Annotated in this window: 18 protein-coding genes and 2 tRNA genes; 4 read left to right on the forward strand and 16 right to left on the reverse strand. The window is 59.1% G+C overall.

Annotated features, from left to right (window positions below; genetic code table 11):
- Positions 1 to 236: 236 nt before the first annotated feature.
- On the forward strand, positions 237 to 839 hold the full coding sequence (locus tag B0G69_RS00540; protein ID WP_147440685.1) for a hypothetical protein: 603 nt from the start codon (positions 237 to 239) through the stop codon (positions 837 to 839).
- 54 nt (positions 840 to 893) lie between these two features.
- Positions 894 to 1,202 carry a hypothetical protein gene (locus B0G69_RS00545; RefSeq protein WP_121315191.1) on the forward strand — a complete coding sequence of 103 codons (309 nt, stop codon included), beginning with the start codon at positions 894 to 896 and terminating at the stop codon, positions 1,200 to 1,202.
- A gap of 51 nt (positions 1,203 to 1,253) precedes the next feature.
- On the opposite strand, the gene B0G69_RS00550 is transcribed toward B0G69_RS00545, so the two are convergent.
- Complete coding sequence (locus tag B0G69_RS00550; RefSeq protein WP_147440686.1) at positions 1,254 to 1,748, reverse strand: hypothetical protein; 495 nt, start codon at positions 1,746 to 1,748, stop codon at positions 1,254 to 1,256.
- Between the two features lie 590 nt (positions 1,749 to 2,338).
- Here B0G69_RS00550 and B0G69_RS00555 point away from each other — a divergent pair.
- A complete protein-coding gene (locus B0G69_RS00555) occupies positions 2,339 to 3,106 on the forward strand; it encodes a hypothetical protein (RefSeq protein WP_147440687.1) in 768 nt (255 codons plus the stop codon).
- Between the two features lie 52 nt (positions 3,107 to 3,158).
- Here the strand turns inward: B0G69_RS00555 and B0G69_RS00560 are convergent, their stop codons facing one another.
- Both B0G69_RS00560 and B0G69_RS00565 read right to left on the reverse strand, forming a co-directional pair.
- Positions 3,159 to 3,521 (reverse strand): hypothetical protein, encoded by a 363-nt coding sequence (locus tag B0G69_RS00560; protein WP_147440688.1) that lies wholly within the window; start codon positions 3,519 to 3,521, stop codon positions 3,159 to 3,161.
- Positions 3,518 to 3,994: a deaminase gene (locus B0G69_RS00565; protein ID WP_158608916.1), complete on the reverse strand. Its 477-nt coding sequence runs from the start codon at positions 3,992 to 3,994 to the stop codon at positions 3,518 to 3,520. Before B0G69_RS00565 ends, B0G69_RS00560 begins: the two co-directional genes overlap by 4 nt.
- 71 nt (positions 3,995 to 4,065) lie before the next feature.
- Here B0G69_RS00565 and B0G69_RS00570 point away from each other — a divergent pair, with 71 nt between their 5' ends.
- Entirely contained in the window at positions 4,066 to 4,836 is a 771-nt protein-coding gene (locus B0G69_RS00570) for a hypothetical protein (RefSeq protein WP_121315196.1), read from the forward strand.
- A gap of 530 nt (positions 4,837 to 5,366) precedes the next feature.
- On the opposite strand, the gene B0G69_RS00575 is transcribed toward B0G69_RS00570, so the two are convergent.
- The 13 genes from B0G69_RS00575 to B0G69_RS00640 form a co-directional block, all read right to left on the reverse strand.
- Positions 5,367 to 5,443 (reverse strand) — tRNA-Pro (locus B0G69_RS00575).
- Positions 5,444 to 5,506: 63 nt separating this feature from the next.
- Positions 5,507 to 5,923: a MerR family transcriptional regulator gene (locus B0G69_RS00580; protein ID WP_121315197.1), complete on the reverse strand. Its 417-nt coding sequence runs from the start codon at positions 5,921 to 5,923 to the stop codon at positions 5,507 to 5,509.
- Between the two features lie 45 nt (positions 5,924 to 5,968).
- On the reverse strand, positions 5,969 to 6,379 hold the full coding sequence (locus B0G69_RS00585; protein WP_075301562.1) for an integration host factor subunit alpha: 411 nt from the start codon (positions 6,377 to 6,379) through the stop codon (positions 5,969 to 5,971).
- Positions 6,380 to 6,448: 69 nt separating this feature from the next.
- The gene (pheT, locus tag B0G69_RS00590; protein WP_121315198.1) at positions 6,449 to 8,884 is read right to left on the reverse strand and encodes a phenylalanine--tRNA ligase subunit beta; all 2,436 of its coding nucleotides are present in this window, start codon (positions 8,882 to 8,884) and stop codon (positions 6,449 to 6,451) included.
- A 161-nt stretch (positions 8,885 to 9,045) separates the two neighbouring features.
- Positions 9,046 to 10,059 carry a phenylalanine--tRNA ligase subunit alpha gene (gene pheS, locus B0G69_RS00595; RefSeq protein WP_199731126.1) on the reverse strand — a complete coding sequence of 338 codons (1,014 nt, stop codon included), beginning with the start codon at positions 10,057 to 10,059 and terminating at the stop codon, positions 9,046 to 9,048.
- Positions 10,060 to 10,217: 158 nt separating this feature from the next.
- On the reverse strand, positions 10,218 to 10,577 hold the full coding sequence (gene rplT, locus B0G69_RS00600) for a 50S ribosomal protein L20 (RefSeq protein ID WP_006052502.1): 360 nt from the start codon (positions 10,575 to 10,577) through the stop codon (positions 10,218 to 10,220).
- Positions 10,578 to 10,606: 29 nt separating this feature from the next.
- Positions 10,607 to 10,804 carry a 50S ribosomal protein L35 gene (gene rpmI, locus B0G69_RS00605; protein ID WP_006052501.1) on the reverse strand — a complete coding sequence of 66 codons (198 nt, stop codon included), beginning with the start codon at positions 10,802 to 10,804 and terminating at the stop codon, positions 10,607 to 10,609.
- Between the two features lie 261 nt (positions 10,805 to 11,065).
- Positions 11,066 to 11,590 carry a translation initiation factor IF-3 gene (gene infC, locus B0G69_RS00610; RefSeq protein ID WP_075643546.1) on the reverse strand — a complete coding sequence of 175 codons (525 nt, stop codon included), beginning with the start codon at positions 11,588 to 11,590 and terminating at the stop codon, positions 11,066 to 11,068.
- Between the two features lie 49 nt (positions 11,591 to 11,639).
- Complete coding sequence (thrS, locus tag B0G69_RS00615) at positions 11,640 to 13,547, reverse strand: threonine--tRNA ligase (RefSeq protein WP_121315200.1); 1,908 nt, start codon at positions 13,545 to 13,547, stop codon at positions 11,640 to 11,642.
- Positions 13,548 to 13,799: 252 nt separating this feature from the next.
- Positions 13,800 to 13,876, reverse strand: a tRNA-Val gene (locus tag B0G69_RS00625).
- Positions 13,877 to 14,022: 146 nt separating this feature from the next.
- Positions 14,023 to 16,266: a bifunctional (p)ppGpp synthetase/guanosine-3',5'-bis(diphosphate) 3'-pyrophosphohydrolase gene (locus B0G69_RS00630; RefSeq protein WP_121315201.1), complete on the reverse strand. Its 2,244-nt coding sequence runs from the start codon at positions 16,264 to 16,266 to the stop codon at positions 14,023 to 14,025.
- Positions 16,267 to 16,329: 63 nt separating this feature from the next.
- Positions 16,330 to 16,683 (reverse strand): RidA family protein, encoded by a 354-nt coding sequence (locus B0G69_RS00635; protein ID WP_121315202.1) that lies wholly within the window; start codon positions 16,681 to 16,683, stop codon positions 16,330 to 16,332.
- 81 nt (positions 16,684 to 16,764) lie between these two features.
- Entirely contained in the window at positions 16,765 to 17,679 is a 915-nt protein-coding gene (locus B0G69_RS00640) for an alpha/beta hydrolase (RefSeq protein ID WP_121315203.1), read from the reverse strand.
- Positions 17,680 to 17,793: the final 114 nt, after the last annotated feature.

Here is a 17,793-nt window from a genome sequence, read left to right on the forward strand (position 1 = left end):
GCCGATAGGCCGACATAAGGAGAATCACAATGGGTAGCTCGACGGCAACCATTAGCGAACTTACGAAGGCGAATGAAGCGGTAGCAGATTTGTCGGAGAAAACTCACGCCGAGATTGCGAAACTCGGCAAACGCCGTGTGAAAGTGGCAGCGCCAGTGCGCAAGCTGCAATCGGACCTCGAACGTGTTCGCGCCGCAATCGGCAAGTCGGCGGGAATCGTTGAAGATATCGCGGCATTGAAGGCGCAGCGGCGCAAAGAGGCCGGCACTGCATTCGCTGAAGAGAGACCTGCCGACACGACTCGGCTCGACGCCGAGATCAGGAAGAAAGAGGCGGCGCTTGCCGTTGCCCGAACGGAAGACGAAGCGGCGCAAGCCGCACTGCCACTCATCAAACAGCGGCTAGAACAAGCCCGCATTGCCGCCGTGGCCGAGGCGGAACAGATTGATGCAGCGGTTGCGCGACTGCTCAAGACTGTGACGGAGAGCGAGAACCATCTGATTGATGAGGCGATTCGCTTCGTGTGCGAAAGGGCGCGACGGGCAGCGGCTTACGAAGATGCAGCGAGTCACTTCAGCGTCGAAGCTGAAGACGTGCGCGATTGGCCGACCAGCAACTATGCAGTATGGGCCGCGCTCGACAGCAATCGCTTTCGCCCGTTGCGCGGAGATGGTTTCGACGATCGCATCTTGCCTGACTGGAAAGCCGACCGGGACATGCTCATCAAAAAGATTGAAGCGGCGGGCGTGCCCAGCATTCCGCGCGGCATGAAAGCGAACCGGTGGCTTTCGAACGGTGCGCCGAACCCGGTTCCGTACTTGCCGACCGACATGCAATAACGCACGCAGGGGCGGCGCAACGCCGCCTCCCGTTCAATCATTTAAGGCGGGGATATGCCAGCAGGCATGCAATGTTGGGACGCGCAGGGGCGGCTCACGGTGGATTTCACGACACGCTTGCCGCGCGTGCTCGGATTCAGGAACCTCGACGGCAATCCGGGCAGTCTGTTCGATGCAAACCTGTCGCAAGGCGAGCCGTTCGTGATCTTTCAGCAAGCGGGCGTTTGGTATCACATATCCGGCGATACGTGCCTGCCGACATTCGCGATATCTGGCGACACTATTTCATGGTCATATAGCGGGCCGCAGACCAACGGCTATCACACCAACGTCAAAGGAACGCTGTTTTACGGCGTGTACTAGTCCCGCACGGCGGCATTGCGCCGCCTTCTCTTCACCGCCATCAAAAGCAGTTCAGTTCGCGGGCGGAATGACCCACTTCTTTCGTTCGTTGTCGAGCCGGCAGAGGAACCCTTCGATCCGCTGACGCGTATCGCGAAGTTGGCACACGGGCACAGAATCTTTGCACCAGTCCACTTGGTTCTTTGGTTTGTTTTTTTTGGGCCGGTATCGGAGCGGCTCTCCCCCGTCGTCCGTGGTCCACACCGCATGAACGTTGTCATTACGGAGCACGGCGAGAGACTGTGCCTGAGCAAGTAGCTCGCGGAAACGACCAGCCTGAAGCTCTGGAAGCTTCGCTCGGGCTATCGGCTCATAATGCTTGCAAAATTCGTCCAATCGCTTACCTTTCAGAATCTGGCTGCGCATGCCTAGGGTGAAACCTTCGGCGTCCAACGTCTTGCCGCATAGCATGAGTAAATATTCGACGCGGCCCCACGCAGCAACGAGCCTGCCGAGCTCGTCATGAAACCCGGCAGGGAAATCGTCTTTCACTTGGATAACCTTCATCGCGCACACCACCATCGCTACCGGAGCACTAATGCGTATGGTACGTCGCAGCACGTCATCTAGTGAAAGGAATGTGCAGACCGGCCGCAAGTCGTTCCGACGCCATTCGCCAATGTGCAGGAAAGCCAAAATAGTGAGACCGGGGTACGCGAAGAATCAACAAACTAACCGCCAATTCGGCGGCTGTTGGTGCGACCATGACGTGAATTCGTGAGACTGGCAGGATCTACGTCGAGAATTCGTGATACTGCGATACTTCAGCGACGGGGACTGGCTCAGTTCGGCCATCGACGGTCGGTCGACGTCTTCGCCAGAATCGTCGACAATCGTTAGCCACGGACGATTTAAATCGCTAACAGCATACGCCGCAGGCCTTCTATTTCCGTAGAAAACCGTTTCAACCAGCAAGGAATTAAGTCATGGTCTACCGGCTTTACAGAAGAGACCCAGTAGTCAAGGGGCAATGGTATTTAGCCCTTGAGTGCAAAGGTTGTCACGAACTCATATACGTCCTTGACGACACGTCCAAGGGCACGCGGCCAGTTAGAATCGCAGGCGACGGTGATCTCAGCGTTCCGTGCAAACGATGCATGCGCGATGATCTTTATTCACCAGGTGACTTGAAAATCGTACAAGCTGAGGAGTCCTTTCCTTCGACATATCCGGAAAGGGAAGCGGTCTCAAATTCGCCGAGAAAACCGCTTATTAAAGCGTACGCTAATGCAAAAGTCACTATGGGGGTCGGTTACATTGAGGACCGTCCGAAAGCGGCTGCGCTTGTAGGACGAATCATAACTTCTTGGGCAGACGTTGAAGTTCAGGTAACCCGCCTACTCGCAGAACTAATGGGAGCCAATATCCCTCAAGTTGCCGCCGTCTTCGGTTCATTGCGGAACAGCCGCACGCAGTCTGACGCCCTGAGCGCCGCTGCCGAGGTCGTTTTGAATGGGAACGACCTGCTATTGCTCCAGGCTTACATCGTTCGAAAGGCATCTCTTGAGAAAGAGCGAAATGATTTGGCTCATGGCTGTTTCGGTGTATCTGTGAGCATTCCGGATCATATTGTCTGGGTGTCGCAGTCGGACTTCCTCGCGTTTAATGCGGCCCATAAGGCGAATCAAAACAGATTTGATCTGCGGGAAAAACAGTTCGTTTATGAATTAGGGACGCTAGAGCGTATCGCAAAGGAAATAGCGGAATTTTATGATCAGCTGGGATTTTTAACTGGATATTTATCTGCGCGTCACAACGGGCCCGCGGGGGAAGCTTTTCGCGCTACTAGATACAATGAACTGTGTGATCAGCGTCACATCAAGGATGCATTTAAGACTGTGCGAACCAAAAACAAGAAGACTTGACCAGTGCTATTAGCTTGCTTCGCAATCGTCCTTTCAATTGGTCTGGGGAACGTTACGAAAGCGAGCCGCATGTGACCGCTTCTGGTGGCTCCGGGCGACTACAACGGGTCGGTCTCTGCCGACCGCGTCGGACAGCAGTCGGCCAGAAACGGGCATTCGACGCGCTGTTGAAGATTGCCGACAATTCGACAGGCCATAGCCGCTGAGCGTAAAAAAAAACGTCGATGGGATATTTTGATGCAAGCAGGCGGCGATGATATTTGCCGACCAGTTGCGGCTCGAAGGGAGCATCATCGAATTGGATGAAGGCGATGCGCAGCAGGTGTCCGACGACAATAGACAAAGAACAGAACCGTTCTGCCACGATTTGCAGTCGCCAGAAATAGCCCCAGGGCGGCGCGTCCGCACGCATCAACTAGCATCCGGCCCCTCAGCGTCGGTGTCATGGTGAAGAGTTATGTAGCGGACCGTCAAACCTCCATCACGCAAAATACGTAGTGCCGCCCGCTGAGAAGTCAACCATCTCTTTTCTCCTGCAAAGCCGCCCGAAAAGACTGCCCGTTTAATGCCTGACCACACGATTGCTCGGGCGCAATCACTACATGGAAAGCGTGTGCAGTAAATTGTTGCCTTTGACAAGTCGGCATGAGACGCTAGCGCTTCAAAAATCGCGGCCCGCTCAGCATGTTCAATCAAGAAGTAGCGATCCTCGTCTGAGACCGTTCTTCCTTCCTGAGTAAAGGTTGAGCGAATCGCGGGCGGAAGGACATTGGCAGATTGAGCAATAATCCCGTTTTCGCTGGCAATAACGGCACCGACAGCGGACTGCTGGAAGACTTTGCCTTTTGGATCGTCGGTATATTTGCGAACGCCGTACGCCTCTTCCAAGTAATGTCGGTCGGCCTCGGTTCGATTTGAGAATTTGGCGATTCTGGCTCTCACTGAAGGTTTAACAAAACATGCTATTAGACAAGAACGGAATCAAACAAGAAGGCATCGTTTCCAGCTCGTCCCCAAAAAGTGAACGCGAGACCACCTACGACGCGACTGTTGGCGAAATAATACTCAAAGGCGTAATACAGCCTGGCCAGAGCTTTATCTTGCAACCGCGCGGAGTTGTTTGGGTGATCTCCAAGGAAGAGTTTACCTTACCTCTTGATGTAACGGGACTTGCGACTCTTCGGACGACTTGGACGCATGACGGCGTGCTGGCACTGAACGTTGGTGTCATCGATCCAGGATGGAAGGGGCCGGTAGCAACCGCCCTTGTCAACTTGAGTGTGACGCCATTTCTGGTCAAGAAAGGCGACCCCTTCTTTCGCATCCTGTTTCACAAACACAATGCAGCGACGACAGCCCCGCGGAACCCTGCAACTCGCGCTGAATACGTCAATGGAATCTGCGAGAAATCGCTCAAGTTTTCAGAGACGTTCCTGAACATGAAGTCGCTCGTAGATGAAGTCGCCGACAAGGTCTTGGCGTTTCCGAAGTGGGCCAACATCATTGCGATTCTTGCGCTGACCGTCACCATTGCCGCAATCTTTGTTCCGATTTGTATACAGGTATGGACGGAACATCGAAGCGCGAACGAACGGATCACTAAGCTGGAAGCGGATGTCGATGGCCTAAAAAATGATAAACAATCCAAATCAGCTCCTCTGCAGGCGCCATCGACAGAGAAAGGCACGCAAAGACAACCGGCGACAACAAAGACCGAGAAAAACGGCTAGCAGCGAACGGATGGGAGAGCGTGCAGCTCTTCCCAATATGATGAGGAGCCAAGTGCCGCATACCTTCTGAAATGTTCCGACGGCGGCGCGTTCTGCTCTGGCAATCGCTCTCTACCACCTAGGGATAGCACCGGAACCAAAGACAAATCCATCTTGAATCCGCCTCGACATGCCTCAACCAACTGAGCGACCAAGGTTGATCGCTTACGATACGGATTGAACGACCGCTTTGAAGGAGAATGACTGTCTTCTTCGGGTCGATCGGTGCCACCCGCCCCGTTTCTACCAGCCGGGACATGGACCGCCAGTTTGGACCAATGCAACAACTCGCGCGATTGACTCCCGTCGGTCTCACTATTTCCGCATTTCCCGTCTCACGAGAGGCGACCGAGTCTCACGAATTCCGTTTCCCAACAAATGACTGAGGTAGAAGTGCCCTAGCTCTTCGCGCCGTTGGGGTCAATGTTGGGGTCAAACAGCAGAAATGAAAAATGGGCTACAAGCCGAAACTTGTAACCCATTGATTTCTTTGGTCGGGGCGAGAGGATTTGAACCTCCGACCACCTGCACCCCATGCAGGTACGCTACCAGGCTGCGCTACGCCCCGAACAGCACAAAATTATAACAGACACTTCATTCGATTAGAACCGCTTCGTACGAACAAAGCGAACTAGTGCTTCAACAAATCGATCACGTGCAGCAATTCCTTGCGCAACTGTTCGACGTCCACCGCAGCTGTCGCAACCGCGGACGCCTGCGCGGCGACTGCGCCCTCGTCTTCCCCAACCGATGCAGCCGGCTCACCATGCCCGTGACCGCCATGCGAATCGAGCCGATTGCGCGCGCCGTTGATCGTGAAGCCCTGCTCGTACAACAACTCACGAATCCGCCGGATCAACAGCACCTCATGATGCTGATAGTAGCGACGATTGCCGCGCCGCTTGACCGGCCTCAACTGCGTGAACTCCTGCTCCCAGTAACGCAACACATGCGGTTTCACGCCGCATAGTTCGCTGACCTCACCGATCGTGAAGTAGCGCTTCGCCGGAATCGGAGGCAAGACGACTTTTTCGATCGTCGCTGTCATCGTCAGTTAGCCGTCGTAGTGGTTGCGCAGGAGCGCGCGAGTCAATCAGCGCGCGAAGCTCGCTTCAGCGCCGTTTTCAACCAGCGCTTTCAGCTTTTGACTTGCATGAAACGTCACAACGCGACGCGCGGCGATCGGAATCGCCTCGCCGGTCTTCGGGTTTCTGCCGGGACGCTGGGGCTTGTCACGCAACTGAAAGTTGCCGAACCCCGACAGCTTCACGCTGTCGCCACTCTCCAGCGCATCGCGAATCACCTCGAAGAACGCTTCGACCATGTCTTTCGCTTCCCGCTTGTTGAGCCCGACATTGTCGAACAGCAACTCGGCAAGCTCTGCTTTGGTGAGCGTCGGCGTTTCAGTCGAAACGACGGCGGGTGATGTCGGAATATCGCGAATCATGGCGCTGCGTTGCGCCGTAAGAAGGGCTTCGAAATCACTCGAGTTCATTTCATTCATATCTATCAAATGGCGCGTCAAGCAAAAAACAAAGGATGCGGAAACAGCCATGCAATTGTTAAATGCGGGTTATCCGCGCAACCGTGCGCCATATACTCGAGCCAGACGTTCCACCAGAGTTTGAATGGCCAAATCGACCGTTTCATCCTGAAGGGTTCCGCCAGTATCTTGCAAGGTCACACGGAACGCAAGGCTTTTCTCGTGAGCGGCCAGACCACCGGAAGTGTTTGATTTTGGACGAAATTCATCGAAAAGCGCAACCTTCTGAACGCTCTTGCAAGCGGGTTCGGACTGGGCTTCCTGAAGCTCGTCGAGCAGCGCCTGGACCTCGATTTTCTGATCGACGACCACCGCGATATCGCGACGCACCGGCGGGAATTTAGATACTTCCGCGGGAGTCGGCAATACGCGCTGCATTAATGCTTCGGCTTCGATTTCAAACAGAATCGGCGCATGCGGCAAATCGTATTTCTGCATCCAGCGCGGATGCAATTCGCCGATCCAGCCCACTGCACGGCCATTTACTTCGACACGCGCGCTGCGTCCCGGATGCAAAGCCGGATGCTCCGCTTTCACGAAACGCGCCATCGCCGGCGCCACCAGCGCTTCAAGATCGCCCTTCATGTCGAAGTAGTCGACCGTGCGCGTCGGCGCGCCCCACTGCTCGTCAAGCGCGGGACCGTAAGCGAGCGCGCCGATCATCTTCGGCTGCGCGAAACCTTCGACCGTCAACTCGCCGGCCTTGATCGACGGATCGTGCAGGAACACGCGCCCGGCTTCGAACACGCGCACGCGATCCGCCGCTCGGCGATTCAGGTTTGTGCGCAGCACGTTGATGAGGCTGCCGAACAGCGTCGTGCGCATCACCGACAACTGGCTCGCGATTGGATTGAGCAGACGAACCGGCTTGTCGTTGCCAGCGAAGTCCTGCTCCCACTCGGCGTCGACGAAACTGAAGTTCACCGTCTCAGCGTAATCGCGCGCAGCGAGCGCGTGACGGATCACGTGGATCGAGCGTTGTGTTTCGTTGGTCGCGAGCATTTCGCTGGTCGCCACCGGGGGCCGTGCCGGAATCTTTTCGAAGCCGTAAATGCGCGCGACTTCTTCGATCAGGTCTTCTTCGATTTCGATATCGAAGCGGTACGACGGCGGCATCACCGCGAAGGTATCGCCATCGCGCTCGAACGAGAGGCCGAGGCGCGTGAAGATCTGCGCGATTTCTTCGGCACCGATCTGCACGCCGATGATGCGGTTCGCACGAGACACGCGCATTTTCACAGGTTCGCGCTTCGGCACGTTGACGATCTGATCGTCGACCGGACCGGCCTCACCGCCGCAGATGTCGAGGATCAGTTGCGTGATGCGCTCGATATGATCGACGGTCGTCGCATAGTCGACGCCACGCTCGAAACGATGGCCCGCATCGGTCGAGAAGTTGTATTTGCGTGAGCGGCCGCGAATGCTATCGGGCCACCAGAACGCGGCTTCGAGATAGATGTTGGTAGTGTCGAGCGTGACGGCCGTGCTGTCGCCGCCCATGATGCCCGCGAGACTTTCGATATGCTGCTCGTCGGCGATCACGCCGACGGTTTCATCGAGTTCGACGGTGTTGCCGTTCAGCAGTTTGAGCGCTTCGCCCTTGCGGCCCCAACGCACGTCCAGGCCGCCGTGGATCTTGTCGAGATCGAACACGTGCGACGGACGACCCAGTTCGAGCATCACATAGTTCGAGATGTCGACCAGCGCGGAGATGCTGCGCTGGCCCGACCGCTCGAGGCGCTCGACCATCCAGTGCGGCGACTTCGCGCGCGCGTTCACGCCGCGAATCACGCGACCGGAGAAACGGCCGCACAGATCGGGCGCGGAGATTTTGACCGGCAACGTTTCGTTGAGCTTGACGTCGGCCGGCTTGATGTCCAACGGGCGCAACGGCGCGCCGGTGATTGCCGACGTCTCGCGCGCCACGCCGAACACCGACAGGCAGTCCGCCTTGTTCGGCGTCAGCTTGATTTCGAACACGGTGTCGTCGAGGTTCAGCGTTTCGCGGATGTCCTGGCCGATCGGCGTCGCTTCCGGCAGGATCATCAGGCCGCTATGATCTTCCGAAAGCTTCAGCTCACGTGCGGAGCACAGCATGCCTTCGCTTTGCACGCCGCGCAGCTTCGAGAGCTTGATCGCGAACGGCGCGCCGCCCTCTTCGGCCGGCGGCAGTTGCGCGCCCACCAGCGCGACCGGCACCTTGATGCCCGGCGCCACGTTCGGCGCACCGCACACGATGTTCAGCGTCGCGCCGGTGCCGGCGTCGACCTGACACACGTTGAGCTTGTCCGCGTCCGGGTGTTTGACGACTTCCAGCACCTGGCCGACGACGATCTTCGAGGTCGGCGGTGCGGCCGGCCGCAGGTCTTCGACTTCGAGACCGGCCATCGTCAACGCGTGCGACAGTTCGTCGGTCGTCAGTTGCGGATCGACAAAGGTTCTCAGCCAGGATTCCGGGAATTGCATGGTTCTGTGTACGTTCTGATCAGGTTAGGTCCACGTCCGGCAGTGGCTGCGCGTGACTCGGGGTTCGTATCCGGTTCACTCGCAACGCCCTGCCGGGGACGCCGGCGGCATCACGAGGTGCGATACCGCGCTCTATGCTTGTCGCGTTCGTACGCGCCGGTTCAGGCGAATTGACGCAGGAAACGCAGGTCGTTTTCGAAGAACAGACGCAGGTCTTGCACGCCGTAACGCAACATCGTGAGCCGCTCGAGGCCGCTGCCGAAAGCAAAGCCGATGTAGCGCTCCGGGTCGAGGCCCATATTGCGGATCACCGTGGGGTGAACCTGGCCCGAGCCAGAAATTTCGAGCCACTTGCCGGCGTTCTTGCCCGTTTCGAACAGCATGTCGATTTCGGCCGATGGTTCGGTGAACGGAAAATACGACGGGCGGAAGCGCACGAGAATGTCGTCGCGCTCGAAAAATTTCTTCAGGAAGTCGGTGTAGACGCCCTTCAGGTCCGCGAAGCTAATGTTCTCGTCGATCCACAGGCCTTCGACCTGGTTGAACATCGGCGAATGCGTCGCGTCACTGTCCACGCGATAGGTACGGCCCGGCACGATGACCTTGATTGGCGGCGTGTTGGTGCGCGCGTAGCGCACCTGCATCGGGCTCGTGTGCGTGCGCAACAGCAACTGGCGGCCGTCGGCATCTTTGCCGTCGACGTAGAAGGTGTCCTGCATCGAACGCGCCGGATGGTTTTCCGGGCTGTTCAGCGAAGTGAAGTTGTACCAGTCGGTTTCGATCTCGGGGCCGTCGGCCACGTCGAATCCGATCGTACGGAAAATCTGTTCGACGCGCTCCCATGTGCGCATCACCGGGTGCAGGCTGCCTGCGCCGATGCCGCGGCCGGGCAGCGTGACGTCGATGGCTTCAGCGGCGAGGCGCTGATTCAGCAGCGCGTCGGCCAGCGCCTGACGGCGGGCCGTCAACGCGGCTTCCACTTGTTGCTTGACGAGGTTGATCCGTGCGCCTTCGGTCTTGCGCGTTTCGGGATCGAGTTTGCCAAGGCCCTTCAGCAGCTCGGTCAGCGCACCCGATTTGCCGAGAAAGCGCGCTTTCTCGTTCTCGAGGGTGGTGACGTCGGTGGCTTCTGCGAAGGCTTTTTGCGCGTCGGCGACAATCTGGTCCAGATCCATTGATCCCATCATTTCAACGTCAGTGTTCAATCGAAGCAAAACTGGTTCTACCAACAAAAACGGGGCTCGGTGAGGAGCCCCGTTTTTGCTGCAGCGTCACCGAGACTACCGGATATTCGCTGCAACGAACCACGCAGTGTTAATTGCCAGAAGCGCAATCAGGCTGCAACGGCGGCTTTCACCTGCTGAACGATCGCAGCAAAAGCAGCCTTGTCGAACACAGCCATGTCGGCCAGCACCTTGCGGTCGAGTTCGATCGAAGCCTTCTTCAGGCCGTTGATGAACACGCTGTACGTCATGTCGTGCTGACGCACCGCCGCGTTGATACGCGTGATCCACAATGCACGGAACACACGCTTCTTGTTGCGGCGATCGCGATAGGCGTACTGGCCTGCGCGCATGACCGCCTGCTTGGCGATGCGATAGACGTTATTGCGACGGCCGCGGTAACCCTTGGCCAGCTTGATGATCTTCTTGTGACGGGCCCGTGCGGTAACCCCACGTTTTACTCGAGGCATGTCTTGCTCCTATGAGTGTCGGTTAAGGGTTAAGCGAACGGCAGCATTGCGCGCACGGAGTTCAGATCGGAATCATGAACTGCCGTCGAACCGCGCAAATGGCGTTTGTTCTTGGTGGTCTTCTTGGTAAGAATGTGGCGCTTGAAGGCCTGACCGCGCTTGACGGTACCGCCCGGACGCACCACGAAGCGCTTTGCAGCGCTCTTCTTGGTCTTCATCTTCGGCATGACAACTCCATTATTAGATGGAGATGGGTGTGCGGTCGGCCAATTGGCCATAACCCGCCCTTCGAAACCCATTCCACTTGGTATGCAGACCGCCAACACCGCCGGCGGCCGCTTTTCAGGAATCGGCGCACACTTGCATGCACGCCGTTCCGAAACCTGCCGACACCGCGCCGGACACCCGGCGCAACATCGCTTCAAATCCCATTTCAAACTTTTAGCCACTAGAGCCCGCACCACTTGGCGCGCCGCCGCTCCAGCCGCTTACTTCTTTTTCTTCGGAGCAAGCACCATGATCATCTGGCGCCCTTCCATTTTCGGCATCTGCTCGACCTGACCGACTTCGTCCAGGTCCGTGCGCAGGCGTTCGAGCATGCGCATACCGATTTCCTGGTGAGCCATTTCGCGGCCACGGAAACGCAACGTGATTTTCGTCTTGTCGCCGTCATCGAGGAAGCGGATGAGGTTGCGCAGCTTGACGTTGTAGTCGCCGTCGTCGGTACCCGGGCGGAATTTGACTTCCTTCACCTGGACGACTTTCTGCTTGAGCTTGGCCTCGTGTTGTTTCTTCGCTTCCGAGTACTTGAACTTGCCGTAGTCCATCAAGCGACAAACCGGCGGGACCGCTTGCGGAGCGATTTCGACCAGATCGACGTCTTGCTGTTCCGACATGCGGAACGCATCAGCGAGCTTCACGATGCCGAGCGGTTCGTTCTCGACGCCGACCAGACGCACCTCAGGTGCCGTAATTTCACCGTTGATGCGGTGCGCAGACTTATCAGTAGCGATGTTACGTTTCCTCTAAAAATTAAAAAAACGAGCCGGGCTGCCAAGTGGCTCAGTTGAACGACTGCACGTCCTGACGCAGACGCTCAATGAAGGTATCGAGAGGCATCACGCCCAGATCGACACCACCACGGGCACGCACGGCTACCGTTTGGGCTTCACGCTCTTTGTCACCGACCACCAATAGGTACGGCACCTTTTCCAGCGTGTGCTCGCGTATTTTATAGCTAATCTTCTCGTTGCGCAAATCGGCCTCAACTCTAACCCCTTGTTTTTGCAACGATTGGGCGAGCGACTGCGCATATTCGGTCTGACTTTCCGCGATATTCATCACGACGACCTGCATCGGCGCGAGCCATGAAGGCATTGCACCAGCATGGTGCTCGATCAGAATCCCGAGAAAACGCTCCATCGATCCGACGATTGCCCGGTGCAGCATGATCGGGCGGCGGCGGCTGTTGTCCTCGGCGACGTATTCGGCGCCCAGGCGCTCCGGCAGCACCATGTCGAGCTGCAACGTGCCGCATTGCCACGAGCGGCCGAGCGCGTCCTTGATGTGGTACTCGACCTTCGGGCCGTAGAACGCACCCTCACCCTGCAGTTCTTCCCAGGTCACGCCGCAAGCCGTCAACGCCTCGCGCAGGCCCTGCTCCGCGCGATCCCACGTTTCGTCCGTGCCGGCTCGCGCGTCCGGGCGCAGAGACAGCTTGATCTCGACGTTGTCGAAGCCGAAATCTTTGTAGACGCTCATCGCCAGCGTATTGAAGGCGATCGATTCACTGATGAACTGGTCTTCCGTACAGAAAATGTGCGCGTCGTCCTGCACGAAGCCACGCACACGCATCAGGCCATGCAACGCGCCCGACGATTCATTGCGATGGCAGGAACCAAACTCCGCGTAGCGCAACGGCAGATCGCGATACGAGCGCAAACCGTGGTTGAACACCTGCACGTGACCCGGGCAGTTCATCGGCTTGATCGCGTAGTCGCGCTTTTCCGATTCCGTCGTGAACATATTTTCACGATAGTTCTGCCAGTGGCCCGACGCTTCCCACAGCGAGCGGTCCATGATCATCGGCGTCTTGATTTCAAGGTAGCCGGCGTCGTTCACGCGACGGCGCATGTACTGCTCGACCTGCTGCCACAGCGTCCAGCCACGCGGATGCCAGAACACCATGCCCGGCGACTCGTCCTGCATGTGAAACAGATCGAGCTGCTTTCCGAGCTTGCGGTGATCGCGCTTCTCCGCCTCTTCGAGCATGTGCAGATACGCTTCCTGGTCTTCCTTTTTGGTCCAGGCCGTACCGTAGATGCGCTGCAATTGTTCGTTCTTCGAATCGCCGCGCCAGTAGGCGCCAGCGACCTTCATCAGCTTGAAGACTTTCAGCTTGCCAGTGGACGGCACGTGCGGGCCGCGACACAGATCGGTGAAGCCGCCGTGCGAGTACAGCTTGATCTCGTCGGTCGGCGGAATCGATTCGATGATCTCAGCCTTGTACTTCTCGCCGATGCTCTTGAAGTAGTCCACCGCCTCGTCACGCGATACGACGCGGCGCGAGACCGGCTCGTCTTTCTTTGCGAGTTCCTGCATGCGCTTTTCGATCTTTTCGAGATCTTCCGGCGTGAAGGGACGGTTATACGCGAAGTCGTAGTAAAAGCCATTGTCGATGACCGGACCGATCGTGACCTGCGCTTCCGGATACAGATCCTTTACCGCATACGCGAGCAAGTGCGCCGCCGAGTGACGAATGATATCGAGACCGTCTGCGTCTTTTTCAGTGACGATGGCGAGCGCCACGTCGCGATCGATCAGCGCGGACGTATCGACCAGCTCACCGTCGATCTTGCCGCCGAGCGCAGCCTTAGCGAGGCCGGGGCCGATCGAAGCGGCCACTTCGGCGACGGTCACCGGATGCTCGTACTGTCGAACAGAACCGTCAGGCAGACGTATCGAAACCATTGCGTTCTCCGTGGTGCCGACCGGCGGCGGCACATACATCAAGGTCAAAAAACCAAAAAAAATGCGGCCCCGCTTTCGAGGGGCCGCATTCACATTTCCTGCAAACTACACCGGCGAAAGTGGTCCTCGACTAGCGTCGCTCCGAAGTGCTCTCGGTCAACGTTCGCGGTGTCATAACCGTATTCGCCTTTTGCGCCACAAGCGCTTGCTGCAGTTTGCGAAACCCCGGCAAAACCGGAATTTCTCTTTCGTTGGTAGGCTCGATTGGACTCGAACCAACGACCCCCACCATGTCAAGGTGGTGCTCTAACCAGCTGAGCTACGAGCCTGAAGAAACGAGATTATATGGAGCGCCACACCGCTTGGCAAGCACTTTTCTGCATCGACTTTAAATTTCTACTCGCTCGCGCGCGTCCTGCGAATGGATGCAGGCAGATGCGCGACAGAAGCTTCCGCGCGCCATCTCGCGCACGCGTCAGTTCTTGCGTGATGCGCGCACCACGCCCGTCACCTCGCCGAGCAGCGTGCAAGCGCGCTGGATCTGCGAGGCGCTCGACACTTCGACGGTAAATTGCATGAACGCGGCGTTGCGGCGCGTTTGCGTCTTCACGCCGATCACATTCATCTTTTCACGCGCGAACACTTCGGAAATATCGCGCAGCAAACCCTGTCGGTCCGTCGCTTCGATAGAGAGGTCGACGGGATACACGGACTGGCCGCGGCCGCTCATCACATCCGCCGACCACGCGGTCTGCAACACACGCTCCGGCGCGCGCTCGGCCATCCGCCGGAACGTCGGGCAGTCGCTGCGGTGAATCGACATGCCCTTGCCTCGCGTGACGAAACCGCAGATGCCGTCGGGCGGCGCCGGCCGGCAGCAGCGCGCAAGCTGCGTGAGCAACGCATCGACACCGACCACCAGCACGCCGGTGGACGCTCCGCGCGCGACACTCGCCCCGCTGCTGCGCTTCTCGAACTGCTCCGGCGCTTCCACCACGGGCTCCGGCGGCGGCGCATCGTGCAACGCCTGTTCGACGAGCCGCAGACTGAACTCCTCCTTGCCGACCACGGAGAACAGATCCTCGGTGGTCTTGAAGCCGAGCTTGGCGGCCAGCTGATCGAGATTGACCGATGTCTTGCCCTCGCGCTGCAAGGTCTTTTCGACCATCGCACGGCCGCTCGCGATGTGCTCCTGCACCTCGACTGCGTTGAACCACGCGCGCACCTTCTGCCGCGCGCGCGGACTGTGCAGATAGCCGAGTTGCGGGTTGAGCCAGTCGCGCGAAGGACCACCCTCTTTCACCGCGACGATCTCGACCGTCTGCCCGTTCTGCAACTGGGTATTGAGCGGCACCATCGCGCCATCGACGCGTGCGCCGCGGCAGCGATGCCCCAGCTCGCTATGCAGGTGATACGCGAAATCGACGGGCGTTGCGCCGTGCGGCAGCGGAATCACCCGCGCCTGCGGCGTCAGCACGTAGATATGGTCGTCGTCGAGCGTGGCCTGGCGCAGTTGCTCCCACGGCTGCGCCGCGCGCTGCTCGCCATGCTCGCCCTCCGTGACTTCGTGCTTCCACGCAAGCAGTTGCCGCAGCCACGCGATCTTCTCGTCATACTTCTCGTTGGCGGCAAACTGCCCGCCATAGCCACGCGCGCCGGCCTCCTTGTAGCGCCAGTGCGCGGCCACGCCGTACTCGGCGAACTGATGCATTTCCTGCGTGCGGATCTGCACTTCGAACGCGCGGCCGTCATCGCCAATCACCACCGTGTGCAGCGATTTGTAGCCGTTCGGCTTGGGCCGAGAGATGTAGTCGTCGAACTCTCTCGGCACCGGCTGCCACAGGTTGTGCACGATACCGAGCACGGTGTAGCAATCCTTGATGTCCGGCACGATCACGCGAAACGCGCGCACGTCGTAGAGTTCGGCGAAGTCGAGCTCCTTGCCGCGCATCTTGCGCCAGATGCTGTAGATGTGTTTCGGCCGGCCGCTGACTTCCGCGCGAATCTGCGCTGCGGCCAGTTCCTCCTGCAGGCGTTCGATCGCCTGCGCGACATAGCTCTCGCGCTCGACGCGCTTCTCGTCGAGCAGCTTCGCGATGCGCCTGTAGGTATCCGGCTCTTCGAAACGGAACGCGAGGTCCTCGAGTTCCCACTTCAGTTGCCAGATGCCCAGGCGGTTGGCGAGCGGCGCATAGATATCGAGCGTCTCGCGCGCCACGTCTGGTGAAGGCGTGACCTTCGCCGCCGCGTAATACCGCAGCGATTGCAAACGCGACGCCAGACGGATCAGCACCACGCGAATGTCCTGCGCAAACGCGAGCAGCATCTTGCGCAGCGCCTCGACCTGCACGCGACGCGCGGCCTGTGCATCGCGCCCGACTTCGGGTATCGCATTCTGCGCAGCGCGCAAGCTCACCGTGCCAAGGCGCAGCAGCTTGCGCACGTCACCGACCAGTTGCGCGACCTCTTCGCCGAATTTGTCGGTGATCACGCGCTCCGGGTCCTGCAGATGCGGCGTCAACGCAAACAGCGCCGCCGCCAGCACCGCCGGCGGATCGACATTGAGCTTGCGCATGATCGACGCCGTCCCCGCCGCGTGATCCGCCAGCGATTCCCCCGACGACAGCCGCACCTCGCCCGCATGCTCGCGCACGAACGCCATCGCTTCGTCGAAAGAAGGAATGGGGTGAGGCGTGCTCGTAACGATTTCGGTATTCATGGTGCGACGGCCCGCCGGGCCAGACGAAACAAGGGAATTTCAACAACGGTGTCCGCGCGAGGCCTAGCTGCGCTGCGCCGCGACCACGACGATTTCGACGAGGCACTTCGGGTTGGCGAGGTTGGCTTCGACGGTAGCGCGCGGCGGCGTGTCGCCTTGCGCGACCCACTCGTCCCACACCGCGTTCATGCCGGCGAAATGCACCATATCCGAGATGTAGATCTGCACCGACAGCAGATGCGATTTGTCGCTGTTCACTTCACCCAGCAGGCGGTCGATGTGCCCGAGCACTTCGCGCGTCTGCCCCGTGATGTCCTGATCCGCGTCTTCGGCGATCTGGCCTGCGAGGTACACGGTGCCGTTGTGCACGGCGGTTTCCGAGAGGCGCTTGCCGACGTGATGACGAATGACTGCCATGAAAAATCCTGAGATGGGTTGAAAGTTGATCAGAATGCACTCCGCATGGCGCCCATCAAAGACGCCACGCGTAACCGTCTATTATGACGCGTCGAGCGCGGGGCCGATAAAGAACCGTCTTGCGAGCTCGATCTGATCGGCCGCGAGAAAGGCGGGTGCATGCCCGACCCCGGCGATCTCCGCGCTCGACACGGCGCGTCCGGCCGTGACCATCTTCGCAACGGTTTCACGCGACAGCAGATCGGAATGCTCGCCGCGCACCACCAGCACCGGCCCCTGGAACGACGCGAGCGAATGCCAGAGCGCGGCCTCGCCGAGTTTCGTCGCTTCCTCGGTGGTCGCGGCAAACGGCTGGGCGATGCGCGGGTCGTACCGGAACAGCCACGCGCCTTCCTGTTCGCGCAGCAGCGGCGTGTTGATTTCACGCCATTCGTCCGGCGTGAGCGGGCCGAAAGTTTGCGCGAGCAAGGCGGCGTGCTCGATGCCCTGTTGCAGCGTCTCGAAGCGCGCGGGCTTGCCGAGGTAGTCGCCGATACGTTGCACAGCGCCCTGCTCCAGATGCGGGCCGACATCGTTCAGCAGCAGTTTGCGGATCGGCGTTTCCGGCAAACCGGCCAGCCCGAGCCCGATCAAGCCGCCCATCGACGTGCCGAACCAGTCGACCGTTTCGACATTCAGGCGCGCGATCAGCGTGACCATGTCGGCGACGTATTGCGGAATGCCATATAAGTTGGGGTTCGCGAGCCACGACGACAAGCCCCGCCCCACCACATCCGGACACACCACACGGTAGGTTCCGGCGAATTGCGCCGCGACGCGGTCGAAGTCGCGCCCGGAGCGCGTCAGGCCATGCACGCACAGCAGCACGCGCGGATTGTCCGGGTCGCCCCATTCGGTATAGGCGACGCGGTGCAAACCCGCGGCGCTCGCGCACTGCACGTAACGTTGGCGCGGCGCGGGCTGTCCGGCGGCGGAGGCGGAGGTCGATGCGGTCATCTGGGTTCCTTGCGAAAGCGCTGCGGATTGGGCTCGGGCACGGCAGGGACAGACAGGCGTTCAATCTTCAAACGATTGTAAACCGCTTTGCCGCGCGGCAAGGATCGGCCGGAC

It is taken from the genome of Paraburkholderia sp. RAU2J, from assembly GCF_003634845.1.
GTDB lineage: Bacteria > Pseudomonadota > Gammaproteobacteria > Burkholderiales > Burkholderiaceae > Paraburkholderia > Paraburkholderia fynbosensis.